Genomic DNA, 17,556 nt, shown 5'->3' with positions numbered 1-17,556 from the left:
GCGCGGTATGGAGAGCAGGACAATCGAAGACAATCGGGTGGTGCTATCACCAGCCCTGCGGACCCGCTTGGCATCTCCCCTACACATCGGCCAAGTCGTCGTCCACAGCCGGGTGTTGCAATCGCCCCTATCCGGCGTCACCGACTTGGTGTTTCGGCAGTTGGTGCGGCGCTATGCTCCCGACTCCATGATGTACACGGAGATGGTTCATGCCTCCGGGCTTGCCCATGCCCGCCAGTTGCCTAAGGTGATGGATGTGGATCCCCAGGAGCGGCCTGTCAGCATTCAGCTATTTGACTGCCGTCCAGATTTTTTGGCAGAAGCTGCCCGCATGGCCGCCGCTGAAGGAGCCGATACCATCGACTTAAATATGGGCTGCCCGGTGAACAAAATCACCAAAAATGGTGGTGGATCATCCCTGCTGCGCCAGCCGGAGGTAGCCGAGGCCATTGTGCAGGCAGTGGTAGAGGCAGTTGACATTCCCGTCACGGTGAAAACTCGCATCGGCTGGGATGAAGACCATATCAATGCCGTAGAGTTTGCTCAGCGGATGGAGCAGGCCGGCGCACAGATGCTGACGCTCCACGGCCGCACCCGTGCCCAGGGCTATCACGGCCCTGCCCGCTGGGATTGGATTGCCCAAGTTAAGCAAGCGATCGCCATTCCAGTGATTGCCAACGGCGATGTGGTGTCTGTAGAATCGGCGGTGCGTTGTTTAGAAGAAACTGGGGCAGATGGGGTGATGTGTTCGCGGGGCACCCTCGGCTATCCCTTTCTGGTTGGCGAAATCGACCATTTCCTTAAAACCGGCCACCACCGCCCACCGCCGTCTATCGTGGAACAATTGCGCTGTGCCCAAGAGCATCTCCGCCTGCTGGCTGCCTACAAGGGCGATCGCGGTATTTACCAATCGCGGAAACATATGACTTGGTACGTCAAGGGATTTAGCGGCGCGGCGGATCTACGGCAACGCCTCTGTCAGATTGAAACCGTGGAACAGGGGATAGGGCTGTTGGATGAAGCGATCGCCCTAGTGACCGAGGCGTTGCCCATTCCCGTATAGCCCATTCCTGTACGCCGCTATCTCGACATGGCGTTCCGCGTCGCGTCAAGCATCTGGTATCCAACATCCCCGATACCCCAGATAACCCATGGTTTTTTGGGGAATGCTACCCCGACCATGCCCACAACTCGGTAAGCTAGTACAGAGAGCACGACGATTCATTGCAGATTCAGTACCACAACTATTAGAGAGTCATGGCTGGCGTAACTGTTATTACCGATGCAGAGTTTGAGTCCCAGGTTTTGAGTGCCTCCAAACTCGTCCTCGTTTATTTCTGGGCTAGTTGGTGTGGCCCTTGTCGTTTAATGTCACCGATCATGAATGGCATTGCCGAGACCTATGGTGATCGCCTCTCCATTGTCAAAATGGAAGTGGATCCCAACCCCGAAGCCGTCGCCACCTGTGGCGTGGAGGGTGTGCCAGCGCTGGTGCTGTTCCGGGACGGGCAGCAGCTCGATGCCACCGAGGGGGCCTTGCCTCGCCAAAAGCTGGAGGAGTTTTTAGCCAACCACCTCTCCTCGGCAGCTTAACAGGTTCACCTCAGGGACGGCGGTCGATTTAGATGGCTTGATTGGAGACTCTATGCGCTTTGCGGATCGAATTCAACCGTTACAGACCAACGTATTTGCCGACATGGATCGAGCCAAGGGGCGGGCGATCGCAGCAGGGCGTTCCCTCATTGATCTGTCCCTGGGCTCCTCCGACCTGCCGGTGGCGGATCATGTTCTAGAGGCGATCGCCCAGTCCCTCACCGATCCCAGCACCCACGGCTACCTACTGTTCAACCGCACCCGCCCATTCCGGGAGGCCGTCGCCCAGTGGTATACCCAGCGGTATGGCGTTGCCGTCGATCCAGAAACGGAAGTCCTCACCTTAATTGGCTCCCAAGAGGGCACGGCCCACCTGCCCTTAGCGGTGCTCAATCCGGGGGAGTTTGCCCTGCTGCAAGATCCTGGCTATCCCTCCCATGCTGGGGGGGTGCATTTAGCCAATGGGCAGGTCTATCCCATGCCCCTGAAGGAAGAACACCAGTTTTTGCCCGTATTTGAAGACATTCCGGCTCCGGTGCTAGCCCAAGCGCGGATGATGGTGCTCAGCTATCCCCACAATCCCACCACTGCGATCGCTCCCCTCTCCTTTTTCCAGCAGGCCGTGGCGTTTTGCCAACGCCATGAGCTGATTTTGGTACATGATTTTCCCTACGGCGATCTAGTCTTCGGGGAGGCGATCGCCCCCTCGATCCTGCAGGCCGATCCCGATAAGACCGTTTCCATCGAATTCTTCACCCTGTCCAAGTCCTACAACATGGGCGGTTTTCGCATCGGCTATGCCATCGGTAACCCAGAGGTGATTCAGGCCCTGCGGAAGGTGAAAGCCGTGGTGGACTTTAACCAATATCTCGGCATCATGAACGGGGCGATCGCTGCCCTGCTGGGGCCACAAGAGCACCTTCAGCACTCCGTAGCAACCTTCCGCCAGCGCCGGGATGCCTTTGTCCAAGCCCTACAGCAGATTGGCTGGACGGTTCCCGTCCCCGACGCCACTATGTATATCTGGGCCAAGCTACCGGCCCCATGGCAGCAAGATTCCCTAGGCTTTTGCACCCAATTGGTGGAGCAAACCGGTGTAGTCGCCTCCGCCGGGGCCGGATTTGGCAAATCGGGAGAAGGCTATGTACGCTTTGCCCTCGTCCATGATCCCGATCGCCTTACGGAAGCTGTGCAGCGGATTGGCCAGTTTTTAGGCTCCTAGGGTCAGTCCATCCACGGAGTCTATGTCTGTAGCAATCAACGCAGCACCTTTCCTTACCTTGATCTAGGCTACTGAGCAGACCATGTGTCGTCATTCCGTGATGGTGGCATCGCTCAGGAATGGTGATGGGTGGTACTATCCTAAAATTCTCGTCTGGATGATGTGAGGTAGTGCAATGACCCAAGAGCCCATAGGGCCCAGCTCTCTCGAAACACCCCCACCCCCGGATCCAAGTCCTGAAACCGGGATTGCTAAGTTTTTCGGCTTTGCAGAGCTAAAAACCGACCTGCGCACCGAAATTCTTGCCGGGGTGACCACGTTTATCACCATGGCCTACATTTTGGTGGTGAATCCGGGGATCCTCTCCGATGCTATTTTTCTCACCGAGTCCGGTGACCTATTTGGTGAATTAGCGATCGCCACCGCCCTGTCAGCAGCGATCGCCACGGCGTTCATGGGTCTCTATGCCAAATACCCCTTCGCCCTAGCGCCTGGTATGGGCTTGAATGCCTATTTCACCTTTTCGGTGGTGATTGGCTTAGGCATTGAATGGCGTGTAGCCCTAGCCGCCGTCTTTGTGGAAGGACTGATCTTCATTGCCCTCACCCTGGGCAATGTCCGCTCCCTAATTATCAAAGCCATTCCCGAATGTATTAAGCATTCCACCGCCGCTGGGATTGGGCTCTTTATCGCCTACATTGCCCTCTCGGGTAACCCAGACTTTGGCGGAGCTGGCATTATTGTCGCCAATGAAGCCACCAAAACTTCTCTGGGCAATCTATCCCAAGGGCCAACCGTCATGGCGCTGATTGGCATTTTGATCACCTCCGCCTTCGTGGCCCGTCGGGTGTTGGGAGCCTTGCTGTGGGGGATTTTAGCCACCGCTGTCTTGGGTTGGATTGTCGGCATCGCGCCCTGGCCCAGCGGCATTGTCGGCTTACCTCAGTGGCCCACCGATTTGTTTGGTCAAGCCTTTGTTGGTCTAGGTACGCTTTTCCAAATTAACCCCCTTGAGCTGTTTGCTATTATCCTAGCCTTCCTGTTTGTGGACTTGTTTGACACCGTCGGTACCCTCACGGGGCTGGGTATGAAAGCCGGCTACATCCAAGAAGATGGGGAACTACCCAAAGCCAATGAAGCCTTTATGGCCGACGCGATCGGCACGACTGCCGGTGCAGTTTTGGGCACCTCAACCGTCACCACCTATATCGAATCAGCATCGGGGATCTCAGAAGGGGGACGTAGCGGCTTCACGGCGATCGTAGCGGCTATTCTCTTTGCCCTGTCGATCTTCTTCATTCCGCTGCTCTCAGCCATTCCAGGCTTTGCTACTGCGCCAGCCCTGCTGATTGTTGGGGTGTTGATGGCAGGCAGTATTTCCCAGGTGCGCTGGGGCGATCCGGCAGAGGCCATCCCGTCGTTTCTGACGCTGCTGATTATGCCGCTCAGCTACTCCATCGCCGATGGTTTAGCCGCCGGGTTGATTACCTACCCATTGATTAAATCTTTCCAAGGGAAGGCCCATGAAGTTACCCCAGCTCTCTGGGTTCTAGCCGTCATTTTTGTTCTGAAGTTTGTCCTTGTCTAGATATCCGCCCAGGGTGCGGAGTCCACACCCTTGGACACCTAGCCTGAATGTTAGTTCATCGACTCAGATTGCCCGGCCCGCATGGCATCGAGCACCGCTTGCTGGCTCACCTGACTGTAGATACCCCGAAGTTCTTCTGTCAGCGTCTGAGACACATTCGCGGCCCCGCCCGTCACATCCAGTTTCAAGGGCAGCGGCCCTAGGGTATCCAACACGGTTTCGGTGCCTAGGGTCGGTGCAATCACCACGAGGGATGATTCTAACTGTTCTTCATAGGTCCATACTCGGTCGAGGGCGATCGCTTCTGTCGGTAGAGAAACGGGCTCTGATTCTGGGATCTCCGTATTGCCGGCATTGCGCATCTGTCGTAGGTCGGCAATCACCTGATCCTTCGTCCGCCCTCGTAGCTGAAACAAGACAAAGGGATCATCACTGAAGCGATCGCCTAGGAGGTAGTACACCGCCCCGATATGCTTGCAGGGGTTAGCCTTATCAGGACAGGAGCATTTGCTATGAATATCAAACTTGGTTAAGGGAAACAGGCTAAGACCATTGGCAGTAAACACTTCCTCAATGGTTTGGGGCATTTCTCCAGCTAGCAGCTTGGCTGAGAACACCGCCTGTTCAGACATAGACTCGATCACATATTGCCACTGTTCATCCTCAAATTGATCGAGGGACAGAGACACGCGATAGGGTTCCGGTGCGGTTCCCTGCACCCGAGCCAGCACCTTCGAGCCCGAGAAGGCCAATTTCACCACATTACCTTCGCGGGCATAGTTGCGAGCGCGGGCCAGGCGGGGCATCCGCCCAAATGATTCGAGATGGTCGATCCAGCGTTGCGCCCACCATTCTCGGTTCGCTAGCGTATCGTAGGATAAATTCGACATGATGACCTGCTTGACTGACAAATCTTTTTGGCTAGGCTAGATTGAGCAACGTAAAACCCAGTGCCAGCTTAGATTTCGTTGGGTTACGCTGACGCTAACCCAACCTACGAGAGAATCAAGAGCGCAGGAGTTTTGTCCGTCAATCAGCATGATGACTCTCATCGCATCCCTAGCTACTCCTAGCTACTCTGCATCATCCGCAGCTTCGGGTTGATCTTCAGCGATCGCCTCTAGGTTGGCGATGTGCTGCAATATAGCATCATCATCAAACTCTTGACAGCGTTTTGCCTGGGAAAAAATGCGATATTGGTCGGATTCTTTCACGGTGATGGTTGCCCCAGCTTCTTCAACGTGGTTCACCTGGGGATGCACTAGGTTATATTCGATATTCTCCGCATGGATGGTCATGGTGATGCGAAACACTTCTAAGAAGTTCAGAACCCATCGACAATCCTCTTCCGAAAGATTTTCATAATATCGAATCAAAACAGCAATTCGCGACTCAAGATGTACCCGTGAATAGTTGCAAATCAGAATGATCTTCAGCAGCACAATCACCAAGGTGAGTGGATTGCCTTGGGAGAGCAGCAGCGCAAACATGGTGGAGGGCTGCTGACCATCTTCGCTGGTTAGATACTCAATAATCCGGTTACAGGTGCGCAGCAGTAAGGCATCATCTAGCTTACGATTGTTATGGGTTGTATAAAGCTCGTCTAGTTTATGACTTAAATTGTGCCGAAAGATCGATGCTCCATTCTGCTTTTCCACAGAGAAGAGGAGATATTTACACAAGCTTTTCTTAAATGCTTTATAGCGAATATCTTTGGTTTGCCCTAAAAAAATATGGGCAAGGTTGAGATGGTTAAACTGCCCGCGCCGCGCCACGATAAATTTAATCAGCCGCACTACCTCATCACCCAGAGCCGTGGGGTTTTGGGTGGTCACTGTGTTGGATGATGGGGAGGCTGGGCGTTGAGAATGGGCGGTGTAAAATGCTAGGTCAAACTTAAATTTTTCCCGGAGGCGAAAGGACAGCATCCGCGCTGCGTCCCGCTGCTCTACAGGATTACTGAGGTTTGCATACTGGGGCACCAGTAAATAGGACGTATAGCGCTGACTCCAGGGCTGAATATTCGTCTCATCATGGCGATTAGCAAAGAGCTTAATCTCGCGAAAGTCTTCGCCATCCACAAAATTTTGCAGCCACTGGCGCAGGCGTCGTGATGTGGGAGACATCGTTGTTTTCTGAATGAGCCCATCCGAAAACAAGTCAATTAAATCGCTAATGTAGGTATATTGGCGCTTAATTTCCCAGTTATTAATTAATATGTAGCATGCTCGCTTGAGGGTGTTATGAAACTCCTGCTCTTGATTGGCAAATACAATTTCATAGAGAGCGGGAACCGTATCAGAGCTGGTCGTATTCACCTGATGAATGAACAACCGACGGAACTCGGCAAGCACCTCTTCCGGCGGCCAGGTTTTGACTGCATCCAGTAAGAATTGATAGATCACCGTTTGGGCGTTCGAGATATCTCTCTGAAAACGACCAATGGAGACTCGACTAAGATTTGATGAATCTTTCATGGGTAGTGCAGTCACGGTTTCAACCTCTCCTATTTCTAGGACGTTCCCCTGAATGGTTAATGTCACAGTGCAGAGTTGCGCTTAAGCGTCTAACTCTCAAGGTGTGAACACCACTTACTGCATCAAGGATAATCCTGTAAATTCCGCAATATTACGCATTGTTGTGTGACCTGTCACCCGTCACTGCACCCTCAACCGAACGTATCGCCGCAGCTTGAGTCTCATCCAGCGATCGCCACAAGGGCGTATCCGTAATTCTAACTATACTACGTTTATCAGGTTTCAGGAGAACAGCGCGTGATCAAGGGCTGGGTCATGTCGAATCTCCATCACTCCATGGAGTGATGGAGATCATCCCTGCCTTCAAGTCCTCTAACTATATGGGTTATGGGCGATCGCTTCCCCCATATATCAAAATGCGAATCACCTAATTCCTTTTACGCCCCACCTGGACTCCATCCAGACGATTTACGATAAACATTATGTAAAAATACGTAGACTAGTGCGACTGCGGTCACCCATCGGTTGGATCAGCGGTTCCGGCAGCCGATGCCAACCCATGTATGCCTGCTGACCCAATCTATGCAAAAAGCCCGACATGCGATCGCACACCGGGCCTTCTAGCTTTGAACATTCATGATGATATGGGGGTGGAGGGACTTGAACCCACACGACTTCATCAGTCAACGGATTTTCACCTTCCCACAGCTTTCGCTGCAACTAGGAACCCTAGTCTTGAAGATTGGACCCTCCCTTTACCCTCGACTTTACGTTAGGGTAGCTCCCGTCGGGCCTCTGCACCTTCCGAAGCTAGGCTTCGGCTTGGCTCAGGATTGCCATAGCGATCTGTTGGATCAATCGCCTTAGGTTTCCCTGAGTTTGAGAGCTTCCACTTGTCAGGTTTCTCCGACAAGGCTCAGTTTTCTAAGTCCGCAGCGTCTACCATTCCGCCACACCCCCCAACGGTTCAACAAGGGCGATCGCCTTTGCTAACCTGTGAGATGTCTGACTTGTTTTTCAGACCGTTATCTATTCCATCACTATTTCCAGGTTTGTGCAACTGTTTTGATGCATCCTCGCTCATTAAGTTCAATCAATTCAATCAATCTCTAGGGGAGCGATCGCAGCAGAGCCACCTACCGAAGGGGTGCCATTGAAGAACTAGCCTCTGAATTAGGAGAAGAGATTGGGGGCTGGCCTGTAGTATTCTGACGAAGGTAGTTTGAGAAGCAGGTTGCCACATACCGTTATTTAGGACAAAACATGATGGGGGGATTGATAGCACATCTTGGGCCAGCCGGTACCTATGCAGAAACGGTGGCGATCGCTTGGGCCCAGCATCTGAGCGATCGCACGGGAGAAACCTGGCAGTTGCGCCCCTATCCCAGCATTGCCCAAACCCTGAACGCGGTGGTCAGCCAGCAAACCCAGATTGCTGTGGTGCCGGTGGAAAATTCCATTGAGGGCAGCGTCACCATGACCCTCGATACGCTTTGGCAGTTGGATACGCTTCAGGTGCAGCAGGCCTTGGTCTTGCCCATTGCCCATGCCCTAATTTCCCAAGCGCCCGATCTGGCGACCATTGAGTATGTCTATTCCCATCCCCAGGCCCTAGCCCAGTGTCAGGGCTGGCTGGGATCGAAGCTGCCGGATGTGAAAACCATTGCCACCAACTCCACCGTAGAAGCTCTAGAGCACCTTGATCCCCAAGCGCCTACAGCGGCGATCGCCTCCCGCCGGGCAGCAGAGCTATACAACCTACCGATTTTGGCCCATCCTATTAATGACCGCCCCGACAACTGCACCCGCTTTTGGGTGATGGGGCTGGAGTCGTCGTTGACCGGCACCCATACCTCCCTGGCCTTTAGCCTGCCGAAGAACACACCGGGAGCCTTGGTCACCGCCTTGCAGATTTTTGCAAAACGTCAGCTTAATATGAGCCGGATTGAATCGCGGCCCACGAAGCGATCGCTCGGGGAATATTTATTTTTCATTGATCTAGAAACAGGGGCCGATCCAGAGTCGGTGCAAAGGGCTCTGGAAGAACTTAAATCCTGCACCGAAACCCTGAAAATCTTTGGTAGCTATTCCGTTGCCGCCGTCGATGAACCGACGTCCCTGCCGCTCTAGACAACTCTCTGTTCATCCTAGGTAACCCAGCGAAGCCCCCGCGAGGGGAGCGAACCCTGCTAGGATCATGGGGTTCATCCATACGTGTTTCGCTCCGGCGCACCGAATCGGTAAATTATGCAAGCTCGTCGAATTGCTCGTGAATTGGCGCTATTGGGCGCAAGTCAACTGCCTGCCACCCCAGAAGCTCTGGACATGCAGCAGGTTCAAAATTTGGTGTTGGCCGCCGTGCGAACCTTGACAACGGAAAGTCGTGAGACTTTAGAGGTGGCGATTTCAGAACTGGAGCGCGGTAGCGAACGCTTGCTGTCTAGCGAGACGCGATCCGCCGACATCCAGGGGGCGCGCACCATGACTCGGGAGGCGATCGACCTCACCCAGGTGGCGATCAATCGCTTGGGCTATGCTCTAGAACTGCCGGAATTCATCCAGCTTGCCAATCAGCAAGATGTGCGAGACTACGCGATCGAGATCATCAAGCAAGTGAAGCAGAATCGGGAATCCATTGATGAGCTGATTACCAGCTCCATGGTGGACTGGCAGCTTAAGCGTTTGATTCGGCTGGATCAAGATATCTTACGGATTGCCGTCACGGAAGTGCTCTACCTGGGCGTTCCCGATCGCGTTGCCATTAACGAAGCGATCGAATTGGCCAAGCGCTATGGCGATGAAGAAAGCCATAAGTTCATCAATGGTGTTCTGCGGCGGGTGACGGACGCGATCAAGTCCCAGTCTTTGGCTCAGGCTCCCCCCGAGATCTAGATACGGATGGGGACAGGAGGCAGCCGTGATGTTGGGGCATGGTTGGGAAACGCCAAGAGCGCTGAGGGTTCGGGTTTCCGGTCGATGTCTAGGGCAAGGCTCTAGTACCATACCCTAATAGCTTACGGTTCTGGCCGAGTTTGTTGATGGAAGGCGCACGTTGGGAGAGCAGCTATGGCTTTTGATTGGTTTAAGCGACAGTTCAGTCGCAATCGCGACGAAAAAGACGAAAACAAACCTCAAGACACGTCGCCGCCCGAACAAGCTGCGGAGGCACCACCAGCAGAGGCTCCGGCGAGCACGGCCCCAACTAATGCCGAGGACTATCTAGCCTGGGCAAAGGCAGCCTACCAAACCATTCAGGAACAGCAGGGCACTAAGATTGCTCCAGAGCCAGAGCCACCAGCAGAGGCACCGGTTGAGGTTGCCGAACCGGTTGCGGAAGCAGCAGTTGCTGAAGAACCGGTTGCGGAAGATATCGCGGAAGAACCGGTTGCCGAGGAACCCGTTGCAGAAGAGCCGGTTGTCGAAGAATCAGTTGTCGAGGAAGTCGCTGAGGAACCGGTTGCCGAGGAACCGGTTGCCGAGGAATCCGTTGTAGAAGAGCCGGTTGTAGAAGAGCCGGTTGTAGAAGAATCTGTCGAGGAAGTCCCTGAGGAACCAGTTGCCGAGGAATCGGTTGTCGAAGAACCGGTTGTCGAAGAACCGGTTGTCGAGGAAACGGCTGCCGAAGAAATTGTAGAAGAACCGGTTGCTGAGGAGATTGAGGAATCGGTTGTCGAAGAACCAGTTGCCGAGGAAGTTGTTGAAGAACCAACTCCTCCTGTAGGTGTGGCTATCCCACCCACGGCGGCAGAGCCGACGGTCAGCGCTGCGCCCGATCCCGATCCTGCCACTTTTACCGAATCGGAATCCCCCAGTTCGCCCGAGGTTCCCGCCAGTGATGTTGAAGCACCGGCAGCCCTACCCTTCTGGGCCCAAGCCGAAACCGAGCGTCAAGAACGTCTCGAACGTCTCAAGGCAGAAGCCCTCGATGAAGCTGAGGCAGCGATCGCTCCCCCCTCGACACCCAGCATTGTCCTAGATGATGATTTCCTCTGGTCGGCAGGGGTGTTGGCGGCCCAAGGGCGGCGTCCTGAAGACGTATCCCTAGAAGAAATTACCTGGCTGAATCGTCTGCGCCAAGGTTTGGGCAAAACCCGCCGTAGTTTGGTGAACCAACTGCGGGCAATCGTCGGCCAGGGGCCGCTCAACCAAGAAGCGGTGTTGGAAATCGAGTCGCTGTTGCTTCAAGCCGATGTGGGCGTGGAGGCAACGGACTACATTATTGAGGCTCTGCAAAGTAAACTGCGGGAAGAGGCTCTGCCCCCCGAAGCAGCGATCGCCTACCTGAAGGAGATTCTGCGGCAGATGCTCGATCAACCCTTCCAAGGCAAGTACAGCCCTACCTTTGCCCCCGAAAAAGATACTCTAAATATTTGGCTGATCACTGGGGTGAACGGAGCCGGGAAAACCACCACCATCGGCAAAATGGCCCACCTAGCTACCCAGGGAGACTACCGCTGTTTGATTGCGGCGGCAGATACGTTCCGGGCAGCGGCCGTGGAGCAGGTGAAGGTTTGGGGACAGCGCAGCAATGTCGAGGTGATTGCCAACCCTGGGAAAAATACCGATCCCGCTGCTGTGGTGTTTGATGCGATCGCTGCTGCCATGTCCCGCAATACAGAGCTATTGCTGGTAGACACCGCTGGTCGCTTGCAAAATAAGAAAAATCTAATGGACGAGCTGAGCAAAATCCGTCGGATTATCGACAAAAAAGCCAGCCATGCCAAGATTGAATCGCTGCTGGTGCTCGATTCTACCCTGGGCCAAAATGGTCTACGCCAAGCCCAGGTGTTTGCTGAATCGGCTCAGTTGAGCGGCGTGATTTTGACCAAGCTGGACGGCACGGCCCGAGGCGGCGTCGCCCTGGCGGTTGTACAACAGTTGGGCTTACCCATTCGCTTTATCGGTGCTGGCGAGGGCATCGAAGATCTGCGTCCGTTCTCCAGCTATGAATTTGTGGAAGCACTCCTCAGCGGTTGAGGCGTCTATCCCTTGGCGATCGCCCCCTAGCACCTCCTAAGTCTATGACCCCTAAGTTTGCAACTCGACTCGACTGGCAGCAGGCTGAACTCTTGATGCAGCCTGCCCTGATCCGCGTCATCGACAATATTCGTAAAAACCTAGAGCGATCGCCTTGGCGAGGAGACTACGAAGACGTGCAGCGCTGGCCCAGCCATACGCCCCCCGAGGTGCAGGCTCAGGTGATTGCCCTCCAGCACGAACTAGAAACGGCTGAGCCTGAGCGCTCCATCCTCATCCAGCAAACCCTAGACCACTTGCCGCGCCCCTACCCTGGCTATGAACTCAAGCTCACCCAGGGCGATCGCGAGGCCCGGTTAGATATCTGGAACCTTTGCTACCAGGTGTGTTTTATGGACTACGAGGTCAACCATCCAGACCGGCCCGCCGTGGTTATTGATACTAGCCTGATTAATTTTGAAGACCAGGAGGTGGATTGGCAGCGGCTGGACGATAAGGCCAAGCAGCTTGTTGATGCCGCCTTTAGCCACCTACCAGCCGCATCGTGACCTAGCGATCGCCTAGCCAAACTTTTTCTTGGCTTGGTCGTAGACCTCTTCGGTAATCTCCGCCACGCCGGCCTCGCGGGCAAAGGCTTCAATCTTCTTGCGCGCTGCCGGACGGACAAAGAAGGGAATTTCCTTGAGCCGCGCTTCTGCCTCTGCCGTCCATTCCATCGAGTTGGCCATCCAGGTTCTGACTCCTCCTAGGGTTACATGAGCGATCGCCCATAGAAATCCTAAGCTGCAGGGGCGATCGCCGACAACCGCACTAGACCTCTGAGGCGTAAGTAACCCGCCTATGTACTGAGGCGGGAAACCTTGTGTCTCCTGGACTTCCTTTTCGTTTTTCTGTCTCGTATGTCTTGGACTTCCTTGTCGTTCTTCTGTCTTCTGTCTTCGTTTTTCTGTCTTCGTTCTTCTGTCTTGCGGTACTAGGCCTCTTTCAGAGGCAAAGGGCTAAATTTTCCCGTACCGCGCAGCACGTCTAAAAAGGCAAATACTGCCGGGGGATGCAGGGCCTCTGACAAAACCCCGACCCCGATCACGCGCTCTAGGGGGTGGGGCAATTTATAGACCCGGAGGCTGGACGGCAGCGGTTCGGCGGCCAGTCGGGCAATCACCGTTGCCCCTAGCCCTTGTTCCACCATGCTGACAATCGTGGAGTCTTCGCGCACTTCATAGGCCGCATTCAGGGGTTGATCAAACTGCGTGAAGTACTTCCGCACAATTAGGCGACAGCTATCATCAGCAGCGGGCATGATTAAGGGAAAACTATGCAGCTCATCCCAGGTGATGGCAGGGCCCGCTATCTTGGCATCCGGGGGCAGCAGCGCCACATAGTCATCACGCAGGATTTCCCAGGTTTCAAAGTCATCCGGCGCTGGCAAATAGAGAAAGCCGATATCCGCTAAGCCCTGACGCAGGGATTGATGCACCGAGGGCAGGTGCTGATGTTCAATAATGGTGACGGAAATGGCGGGAAAGGCTTTGCGAAACAGGGCAATTACCGCTGGCAGCACATGGGTGGCAACGCTTCGGAAGGAGGCAACCCGCACCTGACCGCCGTCTAACCCTTTAGCCAGATTAGACTTGCGCACAATTTCCTCTAGGGCATCCATGACATGGCGGACATCGCCAATGATCTGTTCACCCACGGGGGTTAGGGTGGCTCCATGACGTCCACGGGAGAGCAGCACCACGCCCAGTTCATTTTCCAGGGTGGCGATCGCGTGGCTTACCGCCGACTGCGACACATTCAGACAGAGGGCAGCTTCGCTGAAGTTACCGCAATTTGCAATTTCTAGCAGCGCCCGCAATTGCGAAAGCTTGATGCTATCCCGATGGTTGTCTCTCATGGGCACTTAACACCGATGGGGCTAAAGGAAATAATACTTAGTTAGACAGTTTAGTTGGACAGTTTAGTTAGACGGTTTAGTTTAGACAGCTAGACGAACATGTTTGATGGTTCGAGGCAGAATGCGATCGCATTCTGAGGCCCCTATTACAAACCATATCGCTCTGTGTGGTTATATAACAGACCTAATCCGATCCGTATCATTACATAAACCTGTAATCCATATATATCAAGGGTTTTCAGGTTATGAATAGGATTCATCACAAGTATGCAAAAGATCGCTTGAATGTCCAACTTTAAATTCTTAAGGTGGAGGTATGGAAAACAGTTTTACGTATCAAGCCATGTTTGGCTTAAAGGGGGGTCTATGTTGAAAGCTAGTGCTCCATTCCTCAGCTTTATTGAGCATCATCGGACAACTCACAACCCCGATCGCGCCGCCCAAGATGGAAATTGGCGTGCTGCCCTGCAATCATTTGCCTATCGGGTGTGGGGAGTTTTAGCTGGTAGTCAAGAACCTCATGTTGAGGCAATCCGCGATCGCAGCGGACAAGTCTCCTGGCGGGTCTACGATCCGGTGACAGACTATCATACTACCTTTGCCTCTGAGCAAGATGTCCGGGTCTGGTTAGAGAAACGTTATTATCACTAGCCCATGACTTGCTGCTACCCTCCCCCGGTAGCAGCCGACGGCGCTAGCTCTCTTCAGTCATTCACAGCCCCTCTTCCCGTCTGGGAACGAGGGGTTTGGTATAGAGGACATCGGGTGCGCCAAGCGATCGCTCGGGATCATCTTAATTTTCCACTAGGGAATAACGAGGATACGGAACCTAGTCGCTGTTAGGCGCAGCCGTAACGCACCTCCCATGAAGCTTGGATGCGTTACGCCATCGCTCACGCATCCTACTAGATAAGCCGGGTTTCGACGTCGCTCAACCCTCGTCGTATGAGGATCTGGGAATAGAGCAACGTTGAACTGCTTGCCAATCATGATGTCTTCCCGCTTAACCACAGTCATAACTGCCCTCCCAGGCACCCTGAGAATTTGCAAAACAAAAACCGTTTGAACCCAGTATCCGCTACCCTGAATTCAGGGGAGGTAGTTCGCTAATCCCTTGAATCACACCGCATAGAGTCTTTTCTAGTCTGCTGGCAGATGACGGTTGACACCGAGGGATGCCGCAGGGCCGATGAGTCTTTCCGAGATGTGCGGAACGCGATCGCTGAATAGGAAATCCATGGCTGTAACACCTCAGAAACTCATTCAATATAAACAGCAAGGTCGGCGGATTACGGTGCTGACGGCGGCAGATTATCTGTTTGCCCAAATTATGGATCAGGCAGGGGTGGATGTTGTATTGGTGGGCGACTCCCTGGCCATGGTGACCTTGGGCTATGACACGACGCTGCCGGTCACTCTGGAGGAAATGCTGCACCACGCCAAGGCCGTGCGTCGGGGCGTGAAGCAGGCGTTGCTGGTTGTGGATCTACCGTTTTTAAGTTATCAGGTGAGTCTGTCCCAGGCGATTGAATCAGCGGGACGCATTCTGAAGGAAACTGGCGCAGGGGGCGTCAAGCTAGAGGGCGGCTATCCAGCGATTATCGATACAGTCGCGGCTTTGGTGCAAACGGGAATGCCGGTGCTGGGACATATCGGCCTGACGCCCCAAGCGGTACGTCGCCTAGGTTATCGGCAACAGGGAACGACTCCTGAGGCGGGAGAGCAGCTCCTTGCAGAAGCGATCGCCCTGGAGCAGGCTGGGGCATTTGCCATTGTGCTCGAACATATTCCCGATCATGTTGCCGCTACGATTAGCCAGAAGCTATCGATTCCCACCATTGGCATTGGTGCTGGCCCAGACTGTGATGGGCAAGTGTTGGTGACGGCCGACCTGCTGGGGCTGTCAGACTGGCGGCCACCCTTTGCGAAAGCCTACGCAAATCTGCGGGAAACGGTGCAAGGAGCTGTAGAGGACTTCTGCCGCGATATTCGCGAGGGTCAGTTTCCACCTTCATCTCCTAAGGGTTAAGCGTTGGGATCTGAGAGCGATCGCCCGTCTCCCCAGCCAGCTTCTTGCCGCCTTCCCTGCAATTTGGTACAAGCAGGAAGCACGGTAATTCATACAGATGACCATGTCTCAACCCTCGCTGCACGACTATCGCCAACGCTATCCCGCCCTCGCTAATAAGACCTATTTCAACTATGGCGGCCAAGGTCCGATGGCTCAGGAGGCGATCGCTGCCCTCCATGACACCCAGATGCAGATTCAAGAGCGGGGGCCGTTCTCCAGCAGCACCAATGCTTGGCTGCAGCAAGAAAGCCAACTGGCCCGGCAAGCGATCGCCGCTGAACTGGGCACACAGCCCGAGGCCATCACCCTGACTGAGAACGTGACCGTGGGCTGCAATATTGCCCTGTGGAGCATCGACTGGCGCGAGGGCGATCATCTGCTGCTGACGGATTGTGAACATCCGGGCGTGATTGCCACCGCCCATGAGCTACAGCGACGCTTTGGCATCAAGGTGTCCACCTGTCCCATCCTGGAAACCCTAAACCAAGGTGATCCCGTGGGGGCGATCGCTCAGCATCTGATGCCCACTACCCGCATGGTGGCGATCAGCCATATTTTGTGGAACACCGGCCAGGTTTTACCGATGAAGGAGATTGTGGCCGCCTGCCGTCAGCATCCTAGCTACCAGCCGGTGCGGGTTTTGGTGGATGCGGCCCAGTCTGTGGGCGTTCTGCCTTTGCAGCTTGATGACCTAGGAGCAGATTTCTACGCCTTCACCGGGCATAAATGGTGGTGTGGTGCGGCGGGCGCGGGCGGGCTCTATGTCAAGCCTGCCTGCTACTCCACGGCGGCTCCCACCTTTGTGGGCTGGCGTAGCATCACCATGGATGGCACCGGGCAACCCACGGGCTTGAAGGAAAACGGTCAACGCTACGAAATTGCCACCTCCGACTATCCCCTCTACAGCGCCCTTCGGACGGCGATCGCTCTCCATCAGCAGCAGGGAACAGCCCTGCAGCGCTACCAGCAGATTCAACAGCTCAGCGCCTACCTCTGGGAGCAGTTGCAAACTCTGCCAACGGTTCAACCCCTGCGCACCACGCCTCCCGAAGCCGGTCTCGTCTCCTTTCGCCTAGATGGACAGCCCGACCGAGCCCATGGACACCTGGTGGCTGAGCTTGAAGCCCAGCAGATCATGGTGCGCACCATTTTGCATCCCAACTGCATCAGGGCCTGCGTGCATTACTTCACCACAGAAGAGGACTGCGATCGCCTGATGGCCCACCTGCGATCGCTACTCACCTAGAGGGCGATCGCGATTAACGTGCGGGATGGCCTGCCCCATCCCTGCGCAGAATTAACAGGACGGGGTGAGGTGATCCCTGAATTATGATAAGATTCAAAAAATCTGAGATGTCTGAGTTAAAGAGGAAAGGCCATCCATGGACGCGGCACTAATTTTAGCCAAGCTGCCCGAAGCTTACTCTGTTTTTGATCCCCTTGTTGATGTGTTGCCTATTATTCCGGTTTTCTTCCTGCTCCTCGCCTTTGTTTGGCAAGCAGCAGTTGGTTTCAAATAAACCTTTGATACACCAACATGATTAGAATCCTTTAGGCACTCTCAGGAGTGCCTTTTTTCATGGCATGATCGCATGATCAGCGGTGAACCTGAACGGGTGGTGAGGCGGGGGGCGTGGGAGCATCCCACTTTTGCAAAAACAGTGCCAAGGGGGAGAATAGAAGGGTAGCCCTAGGGATCACTCGCTATGACACCTGAAGACCAAGAGCGCT

General features: G+C 54.5%; 16 protein-coding genes. 12 read left to right on the top strand and 4 right to left on the bottom strand.

Features of this window, described 5'->3' with window-relative positions; genetic code table 11:
• Positions 1–7 precede the first annotated feature (7 nt).
• The 4 genes from dusB (at position 8) to JUJ53_RS11670 (ending at position 4,403) form a co-directional block, all read left to right on the top strand.
• Positions 8–1,063, top strand: coding sequence for a tRNA dihydrouridine synthase DusB (gene dusB, locus JUJ53_RS11685; RefSeq protein ID WP_204152198.1), 1,056 nt, complete (start codon positions 8–10; stop codon positions 1,061–1,063).
• 194 nt (positions 1,064–1,257) lie between these two features.
• The gene (gene trxA, locus JUJ53_RS11680; RefSeq protein ID WP_204152197.1) at positions 1,258–1,593 is read left to right on the top strand and encodes a thioredoxin; all 336 of its coding nucleotides are present in this window, start codon (positions 1,258–1,260) and stop codon (positions 1,591–1,593) included.
• 52 nt (positions 1,594–1,645) lie between these two features.
• The gene (locus tag JUJ53_RS11675; protein ID WP_204152196.1) at positions 1,646–2,815 is read left to right on the top strand and encodes an LL-diaminopimelate aminotransferase; all 1,170 of its coding nucleotides are present in this window, start codon (positions 1,646–1,648) and stop codon (positions 2,813–2,815) included.
• Between the two features lie 175 nt (positions 2,816–2,990).
• On the top strand, positions 2,991–4,403 hold the full coding sequence (locus JUJ53_RS11670; RefSeq protein ID WP_204152195.1) for an NCS2 family permease: 1,413 nt from the start codon (positions 2,991–2,993) through the stop codon (positions 4,401–4,403).
• Positions 4,404–4,453: 50 nt separating this feature from the next.
• Here JUJ53_RS11670 and JUJ53_RS11665 read toward each other — a convergent pair whose 3' ends face one another.
• Both JUJ53_RS11665 and JUJ53_RS11660 read right to left on the bottom strand, forming a co-directional pair.
• The gene (locus JUJ53_RS11665; RefSeq protein ID WP_204152194.1) at positions 4,454–5,293 is read right to left on the bottom strand and encodes an SWIM zinc finger family protein; all 840 of its coding nucleotides are present in this window, start codon (positions 5,291–5,293) and stop codon (positions 4,454–4,456) included.
• 183 nt (positions 5,294–5,476) lie between these two features.
• Entirely contained in the window at positions 5,477–6,895 is a 1,419-nt protein-coding gene (locus JUJ53_RS11660) for a hypothetical protein (RefSeq protein ID WP_204152193.1), read from the bottom strand.
• A 1,251-nt stretch (positions 6,896–8,146) separates the two neighbouring features.
• Here JUJ53_RS11660 and pheA point away from each other — a divergent pair.
• The 4 genes from pheA to JUJ53_RS11640 all read left to right on the top strand — a co-directional run bounded on the left by pheA (position 8,147) and on the right by JUJ53_RS11640 (position 12,405).
• Positions 8,147–9,010, top strand: coding sequence for a prephenate dehydratase (gene pheA, locus JUJ53_RS11655; protein ID WP_204152192.1), 864 nt, complete (start codon positions 8,147–8,149; stop codon positions 9,008–9,010).
• 117 nt (positions 9,011–9,127) lie between these two features.
• On the top strand, positions 9,128–9,772 hold the full coding sequence (gene nusB, locus JUJ53_RS11650) for a transcription antitermination factor NusB (RefSeq protein ID WP_204152191.1): 645 nt from the start codon (positions 9,128–9,130) through the stop codon (positions 9,770–9,772).
• Between the two features lie 174 nt (positions 9,773–9,946).
• Positions 9,947–11,857, top strand: coding sequence for a signal recognition particle-docking protein FtsY (gene ftsY / locus JUJ53_RS11645; RefSeq protein WP_204152190.1), 1,911 nt, complete (start codon positions 9,947–9,949; stop codon positions 11,855–11,857).
• A gap of 44 nt (positions 11,858–11,901) precedes the next feature.
• Positions 11,902–12,405: a hypothetical protein gene (locus JUJ53_RS11640; RefSeq protein ID WP_204152189.1), complete on the top strand. Its 504-nt coding sequence runs from the start codon at positions 11,902–11,904 to the stop codon at positions 12,403–12,405.
• A gap of 12 nt (positions 12,406–12,417) precedes the next feature.
• Here the strand turns inward: JUJ53_RS11640 and JUJ53_RS11635 are convergent, their stop codons facing one another.
• The gene (locus JUJ53_RS11635) at positions 12,418–12,585 is read right to left on the bottom strand and encodes a PCP reductase family protein (protein WP_204152188.1); all 168 of its coding nucleotides are present in this window, start codon (positions 12,583–12,585) and stop codon (positions 12,418–12,420) included.
• 245 nt (positions 12,586–12,830) lie between these two features.
• The gene (locus tag JUJ53_RS11630) at positions 12,831–13,754 is read right to left on the bottom strand and encodes a LysR family transcriptional regulator (protein WP_204152187.1); all 924 of its coding nucleotides are present in this window, start codon (positions 13,752–13,754) and stop codon (positions 12,831–12,833) included.
• Between the two features lie 366 nt (positions 13,755–14,120).
• Here JUJ53_RS11630 and JUJ53_RS11625 point away from each other — a divergent pair, with 366 nt between their 5' ends.
• The 4 genes from JUJ53_RS11625 (at position 14,121) to JUJ53_RS11610 (ending at position 17,345) form a co-directional block, all read left to right on the top strand.
• The gene (locus tag JUJ53_RS11625; protein ID WP_204152186.1) at positions 14,121–14,405 is read left to right on the top strand and encodes a hypothetical protein; all 285 of its coding nucleotides are present in this window, start codon (positions 14,121–14,123) and stop codon (positions 14,403–14,405) included.
• 586 nt (positions 14,406–14,991) lie between these two features.
• Positions 14,992–15,783, top strand: a complete 792-nt coding sequence (gene panB / locus JUJ53_RS11620) for a 3-methyl-2-oxobutanoate hydroxymethyltransferase (protein WP_204152185.1) — start codon at positions 14,992–14,994, stop codon at positions 15,781–15,783.
• A gap of 103 nt (positions 15,784–15,886) precedes the next feature.
• A complete protein-coding gene (locus tag JUJ53_RS11615; protein ID WP_239124998.1) occupies positions 15,887–17,071 on the top strand; it encodes an aminotransferase class V-fold PLP-dependent enzyme in 1,185 nt (394 codons plus the stop codon).
• Between the two features lie 136 nt (positions 17,072–17,207).
• A complete protein-coding gene (locus JUJ53_RS11610; RefSeq protein WP_204152183.1) occupies positions 17,208–17,345 on the top strand; it encodes a photosystem II reaction center protein K in 138 nt (45 codons plus the stop codon).
• The last annotated feature ends 211 nt before the right edge of the window (positions 17,346–17,556 follow it).

Origin of the sequence: Leptolyngbya sp. CCY15150, assembly GCF_016888135.1 — a bacterium.
GTDB lineage: Bacteria > Cyanobacteriota > Cyanobacteriia > RECH01 > RECH01 > RECH01.
This window is presented reverse-complemented; position numbering and strand designations above follow the sequence as displayed.

Bases quoted from the DNA above. Each gene is read 5' to 3' on its own strand.
- dusB (WP_204152198.1), top strand. From the start codon at position 8: ATGGAGAGCAGGACAATCGAAGACAATCGGGTGGTGCTATCACCAGCC.
- trxA (WP_204152197.1), top strand. From the start codon at position 1,258: ATGGCTGGCGTAACTGTTATTACCGATGCAGAGTTTGAGTCCCAGGTT.
- JUJ53_RS11675 (WP_204152196.1), top strand. From the start codon at position 1,646: ATGCGCTTTGCGGATCGAATTCAACCGTTACAGACCAACGTATTTGCC.
- JUJ53_RS11670 (WP_204152195.1), top strand. From the start codon at position 2,991: ATGACCCAAGAGCCCATAGGGCCCAGCTCTCTCGAAACACCCCCACCC.
- JUJ53_RS11665 (WP_204152194.1), bottom strand. From the start codon at position 5,293: ATGTCGAATTTATCCTACGATACGCTAGCGAACCGAGAATGGTGGGCG.
- pheA (WP_204152192.1), top strand. From the start codon at position 8,147: ATGGGGGGATTGATAGCACATCTTGGGCCAGCCGGTACCTATGCAGAA.
- nusB (WP_204152191.1), top strand. From the start codon at position 9,128: ATGCAAGCTCGTCGAATTGCTCGTGAATTGGCGCTATTGGGCGCAAGT.
- ftsY (WP_204152190.1), top strand. From the start codon at position 9,947: ATGGCTTTTGATTGGTTTAAGCGACAGTTCAGTCGCAATCGCGACGAA.
- JUJ53_RS11640 (WP_204152189.1), top strand. From the start codon at position 11,902: ATGACCCCTAAGTTTGCAACTCGACTCGACTGGCAGCAGGCTGAACTC.
- JUJ53_RS11635 (WP_204152188.1), bottom strand. From the start codon at position 12,585: ATGGCCAACTCGATGGAATGGACGGCAGAGGCAGAAGCGCGGCTCAAG.
- JUJ53_RS11630 (WP_204152187.1), bottom strand. From the start codon at position 13,754: ATGAGAGACAACCATCGGGATAGCATCAAGCTTTCGCAATTGCGGGCG.
- JUJ53_RS11625 (WP_204152186.1), top strand. From the start codon at position 14,121: ATGTTGAAAGCTAGTGCTCCATTCCTCAGCTTTATTGAGCATCATCGG.
- panB (WP_204152185.1), top strand. From the start codon at position 14,992: ATGGCTGTAACACCTCAGAAACTCATTCAATATAAACAGCAAGGTCGG.
- JUJ53_RS11615 (WP_239124998.1), top strand. From the start codon at position 15,887: ATGTCTCAACCCTCGCTGCACGACTATCGCCAACGCTATCCCGCCCTC.
- JUJ53_RS11610 (WP_204152183.1), top strand. From the start codon at position 17,208: ATGGACGCGGCACTAATTTTAGCCAAGCTGCCCGAAGCTTACTCTGTT.